A 17,156-nucleotide genomic window follows, 5' to 3' on the forward strand; every position below is an offset into this window, starting at 1 on the left:
CTGAGCGGAACGACGAGGAGGTCCGCATGAGCGCGAATGCACCGGATGACCGGCCTGACGCACCGACGGCGACGAGCCGGCAGGCCGTGCGGGGCTACCGGCGCATCGCCATCATCGTGCTCGTGGCCTCCCTGTCGATCACGGCCGTGATCGGCATCGTGACCCTCCTCAGCGGTGAGTTCGGCGAGGTGCAGGGCCGGGTGCTGCTGACGACGCTCGTCATCGCCGGCGCGAGCATCCTCGCCCTCTGCCATCTGACCGTGATCGGGCGGCCCGTTCGGGCGGTCGGCTTCGTCGGGCTCGTCACGAGCGCCGTCGCGCTGCTGCTCGGCCTCGTGGTCGTGTGGACCCCGTGGACCGTGGACGTGGGAGATTGGGTGGGCGACGCCTGGCGTTGGTTCGGCGTCGCATCGATCCTCGCCGCGAGCCTCGCCCACGCGAACCTGCTCCTCCTGCTGTCGGGGCGGCGCCGCCGGGTCGTGCGCATCGCGCTCGCCATCACGCTCTCGGCCATCGCGATCGTCGCGGCGATGCTGATCCTGCCGATCCTGACCGACTGGGCGATCCCGGGCCCCGACGGCGAGACGTACTGGCGGTGGTTCGGCGTCATCGCCATCCTCGACGCGCTCGGCACGATCGTGCTTCCCGTCGTTGCCCTCCTGCTCCGCGACCGCCCCGCACCCACGCCCCCGGACGCCGCGGGCGGGCCGGACGCGGCATCCGCTCGCTCGGCACTGGATGAACGGATCGAGGCGCTCTCGGCGGCGACCGGGCTCGATCGCGACGCGCTGCTGCACGCCGCGCTCGACGCCTTCGAGGCCCGGCGCGGGTCGCTTCCGGGCTGACGCGTCGAGACGCGAGCCGCCGCGCCCGCTCGACCGCGCCCACATGACCGCGCGCGCCCACCCGCACGCGTGGGACGATGCTCGCGTGGAGCCCGCACCCCGCATCGAGTTCGAGTCCGACGTGTTCAGTCCGCGCGGCCTGACGCTGCTCGTCGACGGCTCGGCGCAGTCGCACGTCGACCTCGCCGACCCGACCCGCCTCTTCTTCGAGTACGTGCGCCGGGTCGGGCACGTCATCGACCACCACGGAGAACGGGGCGCCCCGATCGACGTGCTGCACCTCGGCGGCGGCGCCCTCACGCTCCCCCGCTACGTGGCTGCGACGCGTCCGCGCTCGCGCCAGGTCGTGGTCGACTTCGACGCCGAGCTCGTCGCGGTCGTGCGGGCCAGGGCGCCCTGGCCCGCGGCATCCGGCATCGAGGTGCGCGTCGCCGACGCCCAGGATGCCGTGCGGGAGGCTGCCGCACGACGAGAGCGGTTCGACCTCGTCATCGTCGACCTCTACACGCATCTGGACGCACCCGCGTTCGTCGACGATCCCGCCTTCCTCGGCGCCTGCCTCGCGCTGCTGCGGCCGGGCGGGCTCGTGGTCGTCAACATCGCGGATGCCGCTGGGCTCGCGCGTCTCCGTACGGCGGCGCGCGCGCTCGCGAGGGCCGCACCCGGCGGCGGGCTGCTCGCGGCCGGGGACACGGCCGTGCTCGACGGGTCGGAGGAGGGCAACGCGGTGCTCGTCGCCGCGCCGGGCTCCATGCCGGTGGACCTCGCCGGCGCGCTCGCCGCCGGCGGCCCGTTCCCGGCGACCGTGCTCGAGGGCGACCGGCTCGACTTCGTGCTCTGGGGCGCCTGCTGAGGCGTGCGCGGTAGCGTGGCATCCGTGCCCTCCGACCCCGACCTCGAACGCCGCCTCTCGGTGAGCGGCCACCTCGCCCACCTCGAGGAGTCCCGCCAGGTGCCGGGATCGTGGACCCTCTACGTCGACGGCACGCCCCAGTCGCACGTCGAGCTCGACCGCCCCGACTGGCTCGGCTTCGAGTACGTGCGCCGCATCGGGCACGCGGTCGACCTCGTGCGTCCGGAGGGCGAGGCGATCACCGCGCTGCACCTCGGCGGCGGCGCGCTCACGCTGCCGAGGTACGTCGCGACGACTCGCCCCGGTTCCCGCCAGCAGGTGATCGAGCTCGAGTCCGAACTCGTCGACCTCGTGCGCGAGCACCTGCCGATGCCGCGCGGGGCCCAGGTGCGCGTACGCCACGGCGATGCGCGCGAGGTGCTCGCGAAGCTGCCCGCCGGACTCGACGGCGCCGTCGACATCGCGGTCGTCGACATCTTCTCGGGCTCGCGCACCCCGGCGCACGTCACGAGCGTCGAGTTCTACGAACTGCTGGCCAGGCGCATGGCCCCGCAGGGCATCGCGGTCGCGAACGTCGCCGACGGCACCGGCCTGGCCTTCGCCAGGTCGCAGGCGGCGACCCTCGCGCACCTGTTCGAGCACGTGGCCATCGCCGCCGACGCGTCGATGCTGAAGGGCCGCCGGTTCGGCAACGTCGTCATGTACGCCTCGAACGCCGAGCTGCCCTTCGCCGGCCTGCCGCGGCGGCTCGCGAGCGATCCGGCCCCGGCGCGCATGGTCGATGGCGCCGAGCTCGTCAACTTCATCGCGGGCGCCCCGGTCGTGACGGATGCCACCGCGGTGCCCTCTCCTCCGCCGGCGCGCTCGATCTTCCTCAAGCGCTGAGCGCCGGCGCCGAACCTCGGTCGGCCCCCGCGCTCTCAGCCGGCGTCGACCTCGCGGACGCGGCTCGGCGCCGACTCGTTCCAGACCCGGTCCAGCGCCGTGACCGCGTACGTGTACGTCCGGCCCGGGTCGGCCGTCGCGTCGACCCACTCCTGCCGCACCCCGTCACCGGCGCGCACGGTGGCGACGAGGTTGGCGGCGTGCTCGACGTCGATGGCGTCCGCGGAACCCTCGACCCGGTACACCGCGAACGACGTCGCGCGCCGGTTCGGCCGCTCCGCGTCGAGCCAGGCGAGCTGCACGCCGTCATCGGAACGGGCCGCGCGTGCCAGCACCGGTGCACCAACCGGCGTCGCCGGCAGCCAGGGCATCGCGGGCACGATCGCCGGAGCCGAGTAGTGGCGGTCCCGCACGAGTGACATCGAGCCCTGCGGATCCGCGGGCACGTGCTTGGCGGAGAAGTAGACGTTGCCGTGCACGGGCCGGCCCGCGGCATCGAGCTCGCGGTCGAAGGCGAGGTGGTTCGACAGTTCCGCGGGGTCGCTGAAGACGCCGGAGGTGACCTTGTAGAGCGCCTCCCCGATGTAGAGGTGCGTTCCGGATGCCGCGGCGACGTCCGCCCACCAGGGCACGAGCGCCGCGTAGTCGGCGACCGCGAGCCCGAACTGCCAGTAGATCTGCGGGTTGATGTAGTCGAGCCAGCCCTCGAGCACCCACCTGCGGGTGTCGGCGAACTGGAGGTCGTACGACTGCGACCCACCGGTCGCCGAGCCCGCCGGATCGGTCGCGGCGTTGCGCCAGATGCCGAACGGGCTGATGCCGAACTTCACCCACGGCTTCGCGGCCTTGATGCGCTCGGAGATCGACTGCACGAAGGTGTCCACGTTGTGCCGTCGCCAGTCGGCGATGTCGGCGAAGCCGCCGCCGTGCGCGGCGTAGGTCGCGGCATCCGGAATCGTGGCACCGGCGACCGGGTAGGGGTAGAAGTAGTCGTCGAAGTGCACGCCGTCGAGGTCGTAGTGCTCGACGGCATGCATGATCGCCTGCTGGATGTGCTCCTGCGCCTCGGGCAGCCCCGGGTCGAAGTAGAGCTTCCCGCCGTACGGCCAGACCCATTCCGGGTGCACGCGTGCGGGGTGCTCCGGCACGAGCTGCGACGGGTCGGCCTGCATCGAGACCCGGTACGGGTTGAACCAGGCGTGCAGTTCGAGGTTGCGCCGGTGCGCCTCCTCGACGATGAACGCGAGCGGGTCGTAGCCCGGGTCCCGGCCCTGCACGCCGGTGAGGTACTGCGACCACGGCTCGAGCGGGCTCGGCCAGAACGCATCCGCGGCGGGTCGCACCTGCACGAAGACCGCGTTCAGCCGGAACTGCTCGGCCACGTCGAGCCAGTGCAGGAACTCCGCGCGCTGCTCAACGGCCGTGAGGCCGGTTCGGCTCGGCCAGTCGATGTTCACGACCGAGGAGATCCACATGGCGCGGAGCTCGCGCTTGCGCGGCCCGACGGCGACGTTCGCGTCGTCGAGGCCTGCCGCGCGCGCCGCGGGCGGTGCCAGCGTGCCGACGGTCACGGTGAAGGCGGATGCCGCCGCCCCGGCGACCGCGAGCGTCAGGAACCCGCGGCGGGCGAGACCCTGCGATGGGGATCCGACCGCCGCATCCGGCATCGCATCGGCATCGGCAGCGGCGGGAGTGGCGTTCTCGATGGGCATCGCAGGTCCTCCATTGGTCCAGTGTGGAAGATACTTCCAGTTTTGCTGCCCAATGTGAAGAGTAATTTCCGGTAGTTCAGGCGTGGCGGAATCGCAGCTCCTGACCGGGTCTCACCTGTGCGAGCCGGTCGAGCGAGGCCGCGGCGACCACCGCGATGACGGGATAGCCGCCGGTGACCGGCCGGTCGGCCAGCAGGATCGTCGGTCGCCCGTCGCCGGCGACCTGCACCGACCCCGGCACGGTCGCCTCGCTCGCGAGCTCCCCGTCGACCCGGCGCGCGAGCACATCGCCGACGAGCCGCGCGCCGATGCGATCGGCCTGGTCGGACATGCGCCACGCCCCATCGAACAGCCCTCGGCGCGCAGCATCCGTGAACCAGTCGGCGCGGGGACCGGGAAGGAGCGAGAGCGTCACTGTGCCCGACGGCGGAGGGAACGCCGCCTCGTGATCGAGGAGGGGCACGGATGCCGCGGGCGCGGCCCCGATCGGCAGCACGTCGCCGGCCCGCACCGGGTCGGGGCCGAGTCCGGAGAGCGTGTCGCGCGAGCGGGAGCCGAGCACCGCCGGGACGTCGATGCCGCCCCGAACGGCGAGGAGGGACCGGATGCCGCGTTCGGGCGGCGCGAGCTCGAGCACGCCGCCCTCGGCGGCCCGCGCCGCCGTGTAGGGCGCGATGCGGCGTCCGTCGAGCCGCACGTCGCCCCACGCTCCCGTCACGGCGAACCACGTCTCGGCCGCGAACCGCGAGCGGAACCCGCCCATGGCGATCTCGAGGGCCGCGGCGGCGTCGGGGTTGCCGACCAGCCGGTTCGCGAGGGTGAGCGCTCCCCGGTCGAGCGCACCGGAGGCCGGCACCCCGAGGTGGGCGAGCCCCGGCCGGCCGAGATCCTGCACGAGGGTCGAGGCGCCGGGCGCCTCGACCGTGAGGCGCGACGGACGGCTGGAGGTGGTCATCGCGTCGGCTCGAACCGCACGCGGCGACCGGGTGCGAGCACCGCGGGCTCGGCGGCGGCCGGATCCCAGAGCGGCGCGTCGGTGCGACCGAGCAGGCGCCATCCACCCGGGCTCTGCCGCGGGTACACGCCGCCGAACGCCCCCGCCACCGCGACGGACCCGCCGGGCACGCGGGGACGCGGCGCCTCGAGCCGCGGGACCTCGTGGGGCCAGTCCTCGCTCACGAGGTATCCGAACCCCGGCGCGAAGCCCACGAACGCGACCCGCCACTCGATGCCCGAGTGGCGCGCGACGAGGGCGTCCACCGACATGTGGAGCAGCGCCGCGGTCGCCGCGAGGTCGGCCCCGTCGTAGGTCACCCGGATGCGCATGGGCTCGGCGTGCGCCCCGGCGACCCGCGACCCCGCCTCGGCCGGGATCCGACGGATCCAGGTCGCGGCCGACTCCAGCGGCATCCGCTCGGGATCGACCGAGACGAGCAGGGTCCGCGCAGCGGGGACGAGTTCGACCACGCCCGGCGGCCGCGCCTCCTCGAGCGCATCGTGGAGGGCGAGCACCTCCTCGAGCGAGTCGCATTCGACGAGCAGGGCGGACTCGCCGCTGGGCAGCAGCCGGCGGCTCACGCGAACGCCCGGATCTCGACGCCGGCGCGCTCGAGCGCGGCCCGCACCGCGGCGGCCATGACGGCCGCCCCGGGAGTGTCCCCGTGCAGGCAGAGCGAGTCGGGTCGCAGCTCGACACGGCTGCCGTCATCGGCCGTGATGGAGCCCGTCTCGGCGAGTTCGAGCGCACGATCGGCGGCCGCCGCGGGGTCGTCGACGATCGAGGTCGGCTGCCCGCGCGGCACGAGCGAGCCGTCGGCGAGGTACCCCCGATCGACGAACGCCTCGCGAGCGAAGCGCAGCCCCGCGGCGTCCGCGGCCAGTTCGATCTCGCTCGAGGGCGGGCCGAGCACCGGCAGCGTCGGGTCGTACACCGCGACGGCCTCGGCGAACGCGCGAGCCGCCGCGGCATCCGTCGCGAGCCGGTGGTAGAGGGCGCCATGGGCCTTGACGTAGCGCACGCGGATGCCCGAGGCACGGGCGACGCCGTCGAGCGAGCCGAGCTGCACGAGGAGCTCCGCGGCGATCTCGTCGGGGCTCGTCTCGAGCGCGCGCCGCCCGAAGCCGACGAGGTCGCGATACCCGGGGTGCGCCCCCAGCACGACCCCCTCGCGCGCGGCGGCGGCGGCACTGCGGGCCATCGTGACCGCGTCGCCGGCGTGGAACCCGCAGGCGACGTTCGCACTCGTGACCACCCGGAACATCGCCTCGTCGTCGCCCACGTGCCAGGCCCCGAAGCTCTCGCCGAGGTCGCTGTTGAGGTCGATCGTCGGCTGCATGCGTTCCATTCTGCCCAAGCGGGCCGCAGACTGGGGAGGTGCGCACCGCCTCCGCCTCCCGCAGCGCCCGTCGGGCGACCGTCCGAGCTCGTGCGGGCGCGACCTCGGCCTTCGCCGTGCTCCTCGTCGCAGCGCTCGCCGCATGCTCGCCCGCCGCGCAGCGGACCGCACCGCCCTCGAGCCCGCCCGGGTCGCCGTCGGCGAGCGCGACGGAGACGGCTCCCGAAGCGTCGCCGACTCCCGAGCCCGCACCGGTCGTGCTCCGCCCGACGGGCGTCGTCGAGACCATCGCCCAGGGACTGCAGGCGCCGTGGTCGATCCTGCGGCTCCCGGACGGGGGCGTGCTCGTGAGCGAACGCGACACCGCCCGCATCGTGGAGGTATCGGCCGACGGGTCGCTCCGCGTGGCGGGCACGGTCGCGGACGTCGTGCCCGGCGGCGAAGGCGGGCTCCTCGGCCTCGCCCACCTGCCCGGGGCGGGCGGCGCCGGCGGGCACGTCTACGCCTACTTCTCCGCGGCATCCGAGAATCGCATCGTGCGGATGCCGCTGAGCGGCGCTCCCGGATCGCTGAGCGTCCGGGCGCCCGAGACGGTGCTCGCCGGGATCCCGCGCGGAGCCTCGAACCACCAGGGCGGACGCCTCGCGTTCGGGCCCGACGGCCTGCTGTACGCGACGGTCGGCGACGGCGGCGACGGCGACGCCGCGCAGGATCCCGACTCGCTGTCGGGCAAGATCCTGCGGATGACGCCCGACGGGGCGCCGGCGCCCGGCAACCCGTTCGGCACGCTCGTCCACTCGCTCGGGCACCGGAACCCGCAGGGCCTCGCCTGGGATGACGACGGTCGGCTCTGGGCGGCCGAGTTCGGGCAGAACACGTGGGACGAGCTCAACCTCATCGAGCCCGGCGGCAACTACGGCTGGCCGGTGGTCGAGGGTCGGGCGGGCGCGGCCGGGTACCTCGACCCCGTGCTGCAGTGGTCGACGGCCGAGGCGAGCCCCAGCGGACTCGCCGTGATGGGCGACTCGCTCTTCCTCGCCGCGCTCCGCGGTGAACGCCTCTGGGTCGCGGCGCCCGCGAGCTCGGGCGCGCCCGAGGCGGCGGCCGCGTTCGTCGGCGAGTTCGGGCGACTCCGCGACGCGGTGGCCGGTCCCGACGGCGAGCTGTGGGTCCTCACGAACAACACGGACGGCCGCGGGAGCCCCATCGAGGGCGACGACCGCCTCCTCCGCGTGCGGCTCGCCGCGGGCTGAGACCTCCCGATCGAGACGTCACCGGGGCTATTCTCATGTCATGGCGGATCTCGAACGGGTGCGACGGTGGGCCGATGCGCTCATCGCCCTGCACCTCGATCCGGCCGTCTGGAGCTTCGGCTTCGATCACGCGAAGAAGCGGGCCGGACTCTGCAACTTCACGTCCAAGCGCATCTCGGTGTCGCGGTACCTCGCCGCCCGCTACGACGACGACGAGATCCACCAGATCCTGCTGCACGAGGTCGCCCACGCCGTGGCCGGTCCGCGCGCCGGGCACGGGCCGAAATGGCGTCGAGTCGCCGCCGAGCTCGGCTACGTCGGTCGCCGAACGCATGACGGCGAGGTCGCTCACGAACTCGCGCCCTGGGTCGGCCGCTGCCCCGCCGGGCATGAGCACTTCAGGTACCGCGAGCCGTCGCGGCCGCTGAGCTGCGGCGTCTGCCACCGCGGCTTCGACCACGCGAACCTCATCGTCTGGCGACGCCGGGAGATCACGGCGGCCGTGCGCCGCCGCGCCGCGAGCGCGAGCGCCGGCTGAGGCCGATGCCCGGTCGGCGGCCACGCCGTATGCGCCGTCGGGAATGTTCCGCTCGCGCACGGCGGCATCGCGCGGCCGTGGCCGGGCCCTCCGGCATCCACAGCCGGTCCTGCGACGTGCCGGCGACCGCTAGCATTGCCGGGTGCCCGTCTCAACCGTTGCGATCCCCGTCGGACAATGGCTCGTTTCCCCCGAGGGCGTGCGGTGGTGGTTCGACTCCGGATCCTTCGCCCTCGACTTCGCGACGACGGGTGCGCTGGGCGACCAGGGCACGACCGACGGCGGCCCCCAGCATGAGCGGCTGCACGCCCCCGACGACCTGACCGAGTGGCTGCGCGAGCGGTTCCCCGTGCAGATGGGCGCGGCACGATCGCGCGACCTCTTCGACGCCGTCGCCCTCCGCGACGCGATCGCCCGCATGGCGCGCTCCGCCGCCGTGGGCGAGGTCCTGCGCGGCACCGACATCGACGTCGTGAACCTCTACGCGGCGACGCCCGACATCCCGCCCACGCTCGGCGGCGGCACGCGCCAGGCCGGCCGTTCGGTGCACACGGTGTCGCAGGCCCTGGCCACGATCGCGCGGGACGCGGTCGACGTGTTCTCCCCCGACAACGAGGGCCGGCTCCGCGAATGCGACGGCACCGACTGCCGCATGGTCTACCTCGACACGTCGCGTGCCGCCACCCGTCGGTGGTGCTCGATGCAGCGGTGCGGCAACCGGGCCAAGGTGCGCGCGCATCGCGCCCGCAAGGCGGGCAAGGCCGTGCCCCGGCTCGAGGAGCAGGCCGCGGCCTGACCCGCGGCTACGCCGAGAACACCCCGTCGCGCAGCACGGGCACGACGTCGGTCACGTCGCGCTGCGTCGCCTGGCGGGCCTCCGCCCTGCGGCCGGCATCCGTGAGTGCGACGCCGCTGCCGGAGGCGCCGATCAGGTGCACCGCAGCGTGCTGCAGGCCCTCGAACGCGGCGCACGCCACGGCAGCCTCAGGTGACGTGTGGTCGATTCCGAGCCGCATGAGCGCGTCGATGACGGCACCGGCGGTCAGCTGGTCCTCGATGGCGAAGCGGATGCCGGCGTCCGGCGACGGCGCATCGGCCCCGCCCCGCTCGCCGGCGGCGACGACGGCCACGAACATGCGCTCGCCGCGCGCCTCCTGCAGCGCCAGCACGCGCCGGGCGACGGCCTCGCGGTTGCGCAGGGACGCCGCGAGCACGACCGCCTCGCTCGCGGCGAGGGCCTCGGCGAGCGCGGCCGCCTCGGTGCCGGCGGCGTCGACGCCGGCCTCGCCCTGACGGTCGTCCCGGCCCGACAGGTCGTACGCCTCGCCGCGCTCGGCGGCGAGCACGGCCTGCGTGGTGGTCGGCAGCGCGTCGACGAGCACGACGACGTGTGCGCCGGGCGCGATGCGATGCGCACCGGCGACGCCCCAGTCGAACCGGACCTGGTACTTCGCCTGCCCGAGGGCGTTCGTCGCATCGCTCACCGCGACAGGCTACCGCCGCGGCCGGAGCGGCGCCGGCGCGTGACGTTCAGCGACCGGCCATCAGGTCGTACGCGGCGAGCGCCTCCGCGTCGCTCGCCCTGGAGGCGGCGCGACGCGCGGCGTCGAGCGCCGCCACGGGGTCGGGCTCCTGCCGGGCGATGACGAGCTGGCGCTCGGCCTCCGCGAGCCGGGTGCGCGCGTCGGCCCCGATGCGCCGGCCGCCGTGGCCGATGGCGTCGCTCGCGACCCTGAGCTGGCTCTCCGCGATGGCGATGGCGCCGCCGAGCGCGCCGCGCGCCCCGTCGAGCCTGGACTGCGCGGCGCGGACTCCCGCGCGGGCCACCTCGAGCCGGTCGCGCGCGACGCGCAGGCGATCACGTGCGGCGAACGGGTCCGGCGGCCCGGCATCGGCCACCCCGGGGCGGGCGCGGGTGGCGGCGTCGATGGCGCGCGCGAGCTCGGCCCTCGCCTCCGGGTCGTCCGCCATGTCGCGTTCGGTGCGCGCGGCGGCCAGGTCGTCCTCGAGTGCGGCGGCCTGCGCCAGCGCATCCGCTCCGGCCGCCTCGAGATCCGATTCGATGCGCTCGGCCTCGTCGATGGCGTGCTCGGCGCGCTCGAGCCGGCCGGCGGCCGCCGAGGTCAGGTCGGACGCGCCCTGCCGCCTGGCGAGTCGCACCTGCGCGGCGCCGAGGCGGTCGGATGCGGCGGCGAGCGCGGCACCGGCCCGGTCGAGCGCGGTATGCGCACCGCCGAGGGCCGAGGGCGCGAACCGCCCGTCGAGGCGCCCGAGCATCGCGGCGGCCTCGTCGCGCCGCGCGGCCAGCGCACGGTGCCGGCGTTCGAACTGCGGCACCTCGACGCTCGCGTCACGCTCGTCGCGGCGCCTCGCCTCGAGTGCGTCATCGGCCGCCGCCAGCGTCGCGATCGCCGACTCGCAGAGCTCTTGGATGTGCTCGGTCCAGGCGCGCCGCTGGGCCGCGGTCTCGTGCTCGGCGTCGTCGAGTCGCTGCTGGAGGAGGAACGCCTCCCGGAGCCGACGCTGCGCCGCGTCGACGGAGTCGCGCATGCCCGCCGCGGTGGCCTCGTCGAACTGGGCCTCCACGTACAGGACCTCGCCGAGGGCCTCCCGCAGGGCGGAGTCCGCCTGCACGATCATCGACTTCGCGCGCGTCTCGTCCGCCCGGCCCGCCTCGAGCGCGTCCCGCTCCCGTCGCGCGCCGAGCCGGCGGAAGCCTGCGATGCCGCCGGCGGCGGCCACCGCGGCGATGCCGAGCACCACGACGGAGGGCACCCACCAGAGTCCGTCGGCCATGCCGGGATTCTACGTGCGGCCGACCCGGGCGCGCCCGCCCTGCCGCCCGTGAATCCGCCGAAGGCCCTTGGCCGGGGCATCCGCCGGTCGTAGGGTCGGCTCATGCGGGTCATGTTGAAGCTCGAGCTCGAGTGCACTCCGGATGCCGCGTGGCGGGCGCTGCACAGCCCGGCGGTGCTGCGCGAGGTCGTCGCACCCTGGCTCGACTTCGGCTCGCTGGAGGACGGCGGACTTCCGACCACGTGGTCCGCGGGGCGACACCGCCTGCAGCCGCGCGCGTTCGGCCGGTTCCCCGTGGGCGAGGAGGTCATCGACCTCGGCTACCCGGGCGGGCTCCCCGACGGCGTGCGGATGCTGCGCGACGGCGGCGGCGCCGTGAGCGGGCCCTTCGCCCTGTTCGACCGCTGGGACCACCGCATGGCGGTGTCGGCCCTGCCCGGCGGCCGCACGCTGTACCGCGACCGGCTGATCGCGCACGCCGGGGCGCTCGACCTCGTGGCGTGGTACCCCACCTGGGCGTTCTGGCAGTGGCGCGGGCTGCGCCTGCGCGCGCTCGCCCCCACGTGGTCGTTCGATCCCCCGGGAACCGCGGACGCCATGAGCACGGACGAACCGGCGGGCCCCGCGGATGCCCCGGGCACGACGAACGCCGAGACCGGAGGCCCCGACGCATGACCGACTCCCTGCCCGCACTGCAGCTGGCCGACTGGCGACGACGCGTGTTCGGCCTCTACGCGGGCGTGCGCCAGCTGAGCGCGCACGACCCCGCGGCCGGCCACGAGCTCTGGAAGTCGGGCCGCGACGAGCTCTTCGCGGGGCATCCGCAATCTCCGTTGCTGCCCGACGACCGCGCGTCCTTCACCGGCCTCACGGTCGCGCCGTACGATCCCGACTGGCGCTTCGAGCTCGAGGTCCGGCCCGCCGAGGAGCCCGAGAAGCTGACGGTCGACAGCGCCACCGACGGCAAGATCCGGTTCTCGCTGCTCGGCTCCGTGCGGATCCCGTACCTCGGCACGCTGGACGTCTGGCGACTCGGACAGTACGCGAGCGGCCTGTTCCTGCCGGTGAAGGACGGGCTCGCCGGCGCGCCCGGCGGCACGTACGGCGGCGGGCGCTACCTGCTCGACACCGTCAAGGGCGCCGACCTCGGCGCCGGCCCCGACGGCGACTCGCTCATCGTCGACTTCAACTTCGCCTTCAACCCGTCGTGCGCGTACGACCCCTCGTGGTCCTGCCCGCTCGCCCAGCCGGGCAACACGGTGCGCGAGGAGATCCCCGTCGGCGAGCGACTCGGCCGCTGAGCGCGGCCCCGCGAGGCGTCGCCGCCGGACCGCGGGACGGACTCACAGCGTCGGCCCGGCGGCATCCGCTATGCTGAAGGCCGGTGTGCGCGATGAACGCGCCGCCTGCGTCGTAGAAACGCTTTCCGGGCAGGGCCTCATCAGAGGGCGCCCGTTGACTCTCATACGGCGAACGGATGCGCCGACCGGCGCCTTCGCCACTCCCACCGCCGGGCCGATCCGCCGCACGCCGACGCACCACTGCGACCGCGCGTACGTCGGCCTCACCGTGCGGTGCGCCCCGAAAGGCACCCATGACCGACACCACCTTCAGCACGCTCGGCGTCCCGGCAGCCATCGTCTCCGCGCTCGCCGCCGACGGCAAGACCAGCCCGTTCCCGATCCAGGTCGACACCCTGCCCGACACGCTCGCCGGACGCGACGTGCTCGGCCGCGGCAAGACCGGCTCCGGCAAGACCCTCGCCTTCTCCATCCCGATGGCCGCCCGCCTCGGCGGCGAGCTCTCGGGCGGCAAGCGCCGCCCCGGCCGCCCCCTCGGCCTCGTGCTCGCCCCGACCCGCGAGCTCGCGACGCAGATCGACGCCGTGCTCGCCCCCCTGGCCAAGGCCTACGGCATGACCACGACCACGATCTTCGGCGGCATCAGCCAGAAGCGCCAGGTCGACGCGCTCCGCGCCGGCGTCGACATCGTCGTGGCCTGCCCCGGCCGCCTCGAGGACCTCATGAAGCAGGGCTTCGTGACCCTCGACGCCGTCGAGATCACCGTGCTCGACGAGGCCGACCACATGGCCGACCTCGGCTTCCTGCCCGTCGTCACCCGCATCATGGACAAGACCCCGCAGTCGGGCCAGCGCCTGCTGTTCTCGGCCACGCTCGACAACGGCGTGGACAAGCTCGTCAAGCGCTTCCTCCACAACGAGGTCCTGCACTCGGTCGACGAGGCCACCTCGCACGTCGCCGCGATGACCCACCACGTCTTCGAGGTCGAGGACGTCGACGCCAAGAACGACCTCATCACCGCGCTCGCCTCGGGCACCGGCCGCCGCATCCTCTTCATGCGCACGAAGCACCACGCCAAGAAGCTGGCCAAGAAGCTCACCGACCAGGGCATCCCCGCGGTCGACCTGCACGGCAACCTGTCGCAGCCGCAGCGCGACCGCAACCTCGCCGCGTTCAGCGACGGCTCGGCCAAGGTCCTCGTCGCGACGGATGTCGCGGCCCGCGGCGTGCACGTCGACAACGTCGAGCTCGTGATCCACGTCGACCCGCCCATGGAGCACAAGGCGTACCTGCACCGCTCGGGCCGCACCGCCCGCGCCGGCAGCGAGGGCGACGTCGTCACGATCTGCCTGCCGTCGCAGAAGCAGGACCTCAAGACCCTGCTCCGCAAGGCCGCGATCCAGGTCGTGCCCGAGCGCGTGACGGCGACCTCCCCCTCCGTCGTCAAGCTCGTCGGCGACGTGGCCCCGTACGTGAAGCCCGCCCCCCGCGCTGCCGTGCAGCAGCAGGGCGGCGGCGGACGCTCGCAGGGCGCGAACGCCCAGCGCAAGCGCGCCGCCCGCGACGGCGCGCCCGTCGGCGAGGCCCGCACCGAGGGCGGCGGACGCCGTCGTCGGGGTCGTGGCACCGGCGGTTCCGGTTCGGCGGATGTCGCTCCCGGCGCTCCCCGTCGCGACCGCTCCGGCCGCCCCGTCGAGGCGAAGGCCAATGCGCCCAAGCAGGGTTCCGGCCACAGCCGCGGCGCCCAGACGTCCGGCGCGCAGCGCGGGGCATCCGGTCGCCCCGCGAAGCAGCCGCTCCGCGTCGGCAGCCTCGTGGGCCAGAGCCCGCGCACGAACCGCCGCGCGCAGGGCTGACGCCCGACCGCATCGCCTCGACGGCCCCGATGAGCTCGCGCTCGTCGGGGCCGTCTGCGTGTGCGCTGCGTCGGCGTGTGCGTGTGCTTGTGAGTGTGCGCAATTCCGGATCCGCGCGAGGACACGCCGCGTCGGTCGGCCGCAGCGCGGCGTGTCGTCGGCCGCGTCCGGAGTCGTGCACAGATGGCGGCGTAGCGCCGGCGGTGACGTCCGCGGGCCGCACATTGTCGCCGAGGCACAACGGACGGCACCGCCCGCGGCGTCGATTTGTCGCTGGCGGCACCCTGGCTTAGCCTCTGAACATGAGCACCGAAGTCGTTGCCGAAGCCGTCATCCGCCCCATCCGTGACTCCGATGTCGAGGCGCTCGGTCGTGTCCACGCCCAGTGCTGGCATGAGGACTACGACACCCTCGTCGATGCCGCGACGCTCGCGAACCTGTCGCCGCGCCGCATGGCCGAACTCTGGACGCACTGGATCAGCCAGGGCGAGGGCCTGACCCACGTCGCCGCGCTCGTCGAGGGCGAGATCGTCGGATTCGCCGGTGCCGGCCCCGCCCGCGACGATGACGCCCCCCGCGCACGGGAGCTGTTCTTCATCCACCTGCTGGACTCGGCCCACGGCCGAGGCATCGGCCAGAAGCTCTTCGACGCGGCCCTCGGCGACGAGCCCGCGTACCTCTGGGTGCCCGAGGCCAACACGCACGCCGTGCACTTCTACGAGCGCAACGGCTTCACGGCCGACGGCGTCTCGCACGACGAGCCGTTCCTCGGCGAGACGATCCACGAGATCCGGATGGTTCGCTGACGCGTCGCATCGACCCGGTGACCGCTGGTCGCCTCGGCGCGCATCTCGGCCGATCGGCCGATTGACGCCGCATCCGTCATCGACGACCGTGGAAACGCTCGCCGACCACGAGCGGAGGACGGTGTCGCATGGACCAGACGCGCAACAGTGACGCTGCTCGAGAGCTGCCACCCCCGGCGGCGCGCACGCCCCGGATTCCCCCGCGCTGGTTCGTGCGCAGCGCCTGGGTCGTGCACCGCGGCATCTACCGGGTCACGGGCGGGCGCAAGGGGCTCTGGCCGCCGCGTCCCGAGCGCTGGGGGACCATGCGCCTCACAACGACGGGCCGTCGCACGGGCCGTGAGCGCTCGGTCATCGTGGCGTACTTCGAGGACGGTCCGAACCTCGTGACGCTCGCCATGAACGGGTGGGCGGAGCCCGAGCCCGCGTGGTGGCTCAACCTGCTCGCCGACCCGGACGCCACGGTCGTGCTGCCGACCGGGCACCGTGCGGTCCGGGCCCGACCGGCGGTCGGCATGGAGCGCGCACGCCTGTGGTCGGCCTGGCAGACCTACGGCGACGACATCGAGGCCCTCTCGGCGCGACGCAGCCGCGAGACCGCGGTCGTCGTGCTCGAACCCCGCGACGCGCGTCAGCGCAGGACGCCCACCGAGGCCAGCGCCTGACGGACGAGCAGGCCGCGCCCGCCCTCGAACTCATCGCCGACGGCGTCGGAACCCGCGTCGGCGGGCGCCATCCAGGTGACCTCGAGCGCGTCCTGCCGCGGCTCGCAGGTGCCGGTCACCGGCACGACGAACACGAGCGACACGGCATGCTGGCGTTCGTCGGTGAAGGGCGAGATGCCCGGCATGGGGAAGTACTCGGCAACGGTGAACGGCACCGGGCTCGCCGGCAGCAGCGGGAACGCCATCGGCCCGAGGTCCTTCTCGAGGTGACGGAACAGCGCGTCGCGCACGGTCTCCCCGAACATCACGCGCCCCGACACGAGGGTGCGGGTCATCTCGCCCACCGCGTTGGCGCGGAGGAGCACCCCGACCTCGGTGACCTGCCCGAGCCCGTCGACGCGCACGGGCACGGCCTCGACGTAGAGCAGCGGCAGCCGGCCGCGGATCTCCGCGAGCTCGATGTCGGTCAGCCATCCGGGAGTCGGGTTCGGCGCCGGCTGGTTCACCGGCTCGTCGCCGTTCCAGTCGGGGTCGGGGGTGCGCACGCTCATTCCTCGATTCTGCCCCACGGGGTAGCGTTGCCGGGTGAGCGAAGTGAAGATCGACGACGAGGCCGTGCTCTGGTCGGCGTCGGCAGCCGACCGCGCGGGGCGTCCGCACCTCGTGCTCCTGCACGGCTACAACTCGAACGAGGGCGACCTGTTCGGCCTCTCGCCCTACCTTCCGCTCCAGCCGGTCATCGCCTCGGTGCGGGCGCCGATCTACGCCGGCTACGGCTACGCCTGGTTCCCGCTGCTCGCCGAGGGCGCCGAGCTCTCGATCGAGGGGGCGGATGCCGCGACCGACGCGATCCTCGCCTGGCTCGACCGCGTCGTGCCAGACGGTGCGCCCGTCGGCCTGCTCGGGTTCTCGCAGGGCGGTGCCATGGCGCTCGAACTGCTCCGACGTGCCCCCGAGCGCTTCGACTTCGCCGTGAGCCTGGCCGGCTTCGTGCTGCCCGGCGATCGTGAGGGCGACGGCGATGCCCGGCTCGCCGAGCTCGCGCTTCCCGTGTTCTGGGGCCGGGGCACGGCCGACACGGTCATCCCGGACGCCTCGATCTCGCGAACGCGCGACTGGCTCCCGGCGCACTCATCGCTCGACGAGCGCATCTACGAGGGACTCGCCCACTCGGTGTCCGAGCTCGAGCTCGCGGATGCCGCGGCGTTCCTGCGAGCGCAATACACCGCCTGACCGACATCCGGGCTCGGTCTCACGCACGGCACGCAGCGGAATCAGGCGAACGGCCGCGGATCAGGACGGAACCGGCG

At 74.1% G+C, this 17,156-nt stretch carries 19 protein-coding genes; 12 read left to right on the forward strand and 7 right to left on the reverse strand.

Translation table 11 applies throughout. The annotated features are described in order from the left end of the window. Positions 1–26: 26 nt before the first annotated feature. The 3 genes from GQQ95_RS17430 to GQQ95_RS17440 all read left to right on the forward strand — a co-directional run bounded on the left by GQQ95_RS17430 (position 27) and on the right by GQQ95_RS17440 (position 2,583). Positions 27–845 carry a hypothetical protein gene (locus GQQ95_RS17430; protein ID WP_157428880.1) on the forward strand — a complete coding sequence of 273 codons (819 nt, stop codon included), beginning with the start codon at positions 27–29 and terminating at the stop codon, positions 843–845. Positions 846–930: 85 nt separating this feature from the next. Next, complete coding sequence (locus GQQ95_RS17435; RefSeq protein ID WP_170297118.1) at positions 931–1,698, forward strand: spermidine synthase; 768 nt, start codon at positions 931–933, stop codon at positions 1,696–1,698. 24 nt (positions 1,699–1,722) lie between these two features. Continuing rightward, the gene (locus GQQ95_RS17440; RefSeq protein WP_246205754.1) at positions 1,723–2,583 is read left to right on the forward strand and encodes a spermidine synthase; all 861 of its coding nucleotides are present in this window, start codon (positions 1,723–1,725) and stop codon (positions 2,581–2,583) included. Between the two features lie 35 nt (positions 2,584–2,618). Here GQQ95_RS17440 and GQQ95_RS17445 read toward each other — a convergent pair whose 3' ends face one another. The 4 genes from GQQ95_RS17445 to GQQ95_RS17460 form a co-directional block, all read right to left on the reverse strand. Beyond that, positions 2,619–4,295, reverse strand: coding sequence for a glycoside hydrolase family 10-like protein (locus tag GQQ95_RS17445; protein ID WP_246205756.1), 1,677 nt, complete (start codon positions 4,293–4,295; stop codon positions 2,619–2,621). Between the two features lie 76 nt (positions 4,296–4,371). Beyond that, positions 4,372–5,250: a 5-oxoprolinase subunit C family protein gene (locus tag GQQ95_RS17450; protein ID WP_157428882.1), complete on the reverse strand. Its 879-nt coding sequence runs from the start codon at positions 5,248–5,250 to the stop codon at positions 4,372–4,374. Then, a complete protein-coding gene (locus tag GQQ95_RS17455) occupies positions 5,247–5,873 on the reverse strand; it encodes a 5-oxoprolinase subunit B family protein (RefSeq protein ID WP_157428883.1) in 627 nt (208 codons plus the stop codon). Before GQQ95_RS17455 ends, GQQ95_RS17450 begins: the two co-directional genes overlap by 4 nt. Next, positions 5,870–6,631 (reverse strand): LamB/YcsF family protein, encoded by a 762-nt coding sequence (locus GQQ95_RS17460; RefSeq protein WP_157428884.1) that lies wholly within the window; start codon positions 6,629–6,631, stop codon positions 5,870–5,872. Before GQQ95_RS17460 ends, GQQ95_RS17455 begins: the two co-directional genes overlap by 4 nt. A 38-nt stretch (positions 6,632–6,669) precedes the next feature. Between GQQ95_RS17460 and GQQ95_RS17465 the strand changes: the two genes are divergently transcribed. From GQQ95_RS17465 to GQQ95_RS17475, 3 genes are all read left to right on the forward strand, one after another. Then, positions 6,670–7,884, forward strand: a complete 1,215-nt coding sequence (locus GQQ95_RS17465) for a PQQ-dependent sugar dehydrogenase (RefSeq protein WP_246205757.1) — start codon at positions 6,670–6,672, stop codon at positions 7,882–7,884. A 40-nt stretch (positions 7,885–7,924) separates the two neighbouring features. Continuing rightward, the gene (locus tag GQQ95_RS17470) at positions 7,925–8,422 is read left to right on the forward strand and encodes a SprT-like domain-containing protein (protein WP_157428885.1); all 498 of its coding nucleotides are present in this window, start codon (positions 7,925–7,927) and stop codon (positions 8,420–8,422) included. A 142-nt stretch (positions 8,423–8,564) separates the two neighbouring features. Further along, the gene (locus tag GQQ95_RS17475; RefSeq protein ID WP_246205759.1) at positions 8,565–9,218 is read left to right on the forward strand and encodes a CGNR zinc finger domain-containing protein; all 654 of its coding nucleotides are present in this window, start codon (positions 8,565–8,567) and stop codon (positions 9,216–9,218) included. A 7-nt stretch (positions 9,219–9,225) separates the two neighbouring features. Here GQQ95_RS17475 and GQQ95_RS17480 read toward each other — a convergent pair whose 3' ends face one another. Together GQQ95_RS17480 and GQQ95_RS17485 are read right to left on the reverse strand one after the other, a co-directional pair. Then, positions 9,226–9,906 (reverse strand): 2-phosphosulfolactate phosphatase, encoded by a 681-nt coding sequence (locus GQQ95_RS17480; RefSeq protein WP_157428886.1) that lies wholly within the window; start codon positions 9,904–9,906, stop codon positions 9,226–9,228. A 46-nt stretch (positions 9,907–9,952) separates the two neighbouring features. After that, on the reverse strand, positions 9,953–11,218 hold the full coding sequence (locus GQQ95_RS17485) for a hypothetical protein (protein ID WP_157428887.1): 1,266 nt from the start codon (positions 11,216–11,218) through the stop codon (positions 9,953–9,955). Between the two features lie 102 nt (positions 11,219–11,320). On the opposite strand from GQQ95_RS17485, the gene GQQ95_RS17490 reads away from it, so the two are divergent. From GQQ95_RS17490 to GQQ95_RS17510, 5 genes are all read left to right on the forward strand, one after another. Continuing rightward, the gene (locus GQQ95_RS17490; RefSeq protein ID WP_212275556.1) at positions 11,321–11,893 is read left to right on the forward strand and encodes a hypothetical protein; all 573 of its coding nucleotides are present in this window, start codon (positions 11,321–11,323) and stop codon (positions 11,891–11,893) included. Then, the gene (locus GQQ95_RS17495; RefSeq protein ID WP_157428888.1) at positions 11,890–12,519 is read left to right on the forward strand and encodes a DUF1684 domain-containing protein; all 630 of its coding nucleotides are present in this window, start codon (positions 11,890–11,892) and stop codon (positions 12,517–12,519) included. The genes GQQ95_RS17490 and GQQ95_RS17495 overlap by 4 nt, the downstream gene beginning before the upstream one ends. Positions 12,520–12,812: 293 nt before the next feature. Continuing rightward, complete coding sequence (locus GQQ95_RS17500) at positions 12,813–14,375, forward strand: DEAD/DEAH box helicase (RefSeq protein ID WP_157428889.1); 1,563 nt, start codon at positions 12,813–12,815, stop codon at positions 14,373–14,375. A gap of 302 nt (positions 14,376–14,677) precedes the next feature. After that, entirely contained in the window at positions 14,678–15,181 is a 504-nt protein-coding gene (locus GQQ95_RS17505) for a GNAT family N-acetyltransferase (RefSeq protein ID WP_157428890.1), read from the forward strand. A gap of 128 nt (positions 15,182–15,309) precedes the next feature. Beyond that, a complete protein-coding gene (locus tag GQQ95_RS17510; RefSeq protein WP_157428891.1) occupies positions 15,310–15,846 on the forward strand; it encodes a nitroreductase/quinone reductase family protein in 537 nt (178 codons plus the stop codon). Here the strand turns inward: GQQ95_RS17510 and GQQ95_RS17515 are convergent. Then, complete coding sequence (locus GQQ95_RS17515) at positions 15,813–16,397, reverse strand: NUDIX hydrolase family protein (protein ID WP_157428892.1); 585 nt, start codon at positions 16,395–16,397, stop codon at positions 15,813–15,815. The genes GQQ95_RS17510 and GQQ95_RS17515 overlap by 34 nt on opposite strands. Positions 16,398–16,431: 34 nt before the next feature. Here GQQ95_RS17515 and GQQ95_RS17520 point away from each other — a divergent pair, with 34 nt between their 5' ends. Beyond that, complete coding sequence (locus GQQ95_RS17520) at positions 16,432–17,079, forward strand: alpha/beta hydrolase (protein WP_157428893.1); 648 nt, start codon at positions 16,432–16,434, stop codon at positions 17,077–17,079. The last annotated feature ends 77 nt before the right edge of the window (positions 17,080–17,156 follow it).

Origin of the sequence: Agromyces salentinus, from assembly GCF_009749395.1 — a bacterium.
GTDB lineage: Bacteria > Actinomycetota > Actinomycetes > Actinomycetales > Microbacteriaceae > Agromyces > Agromyces salentinus.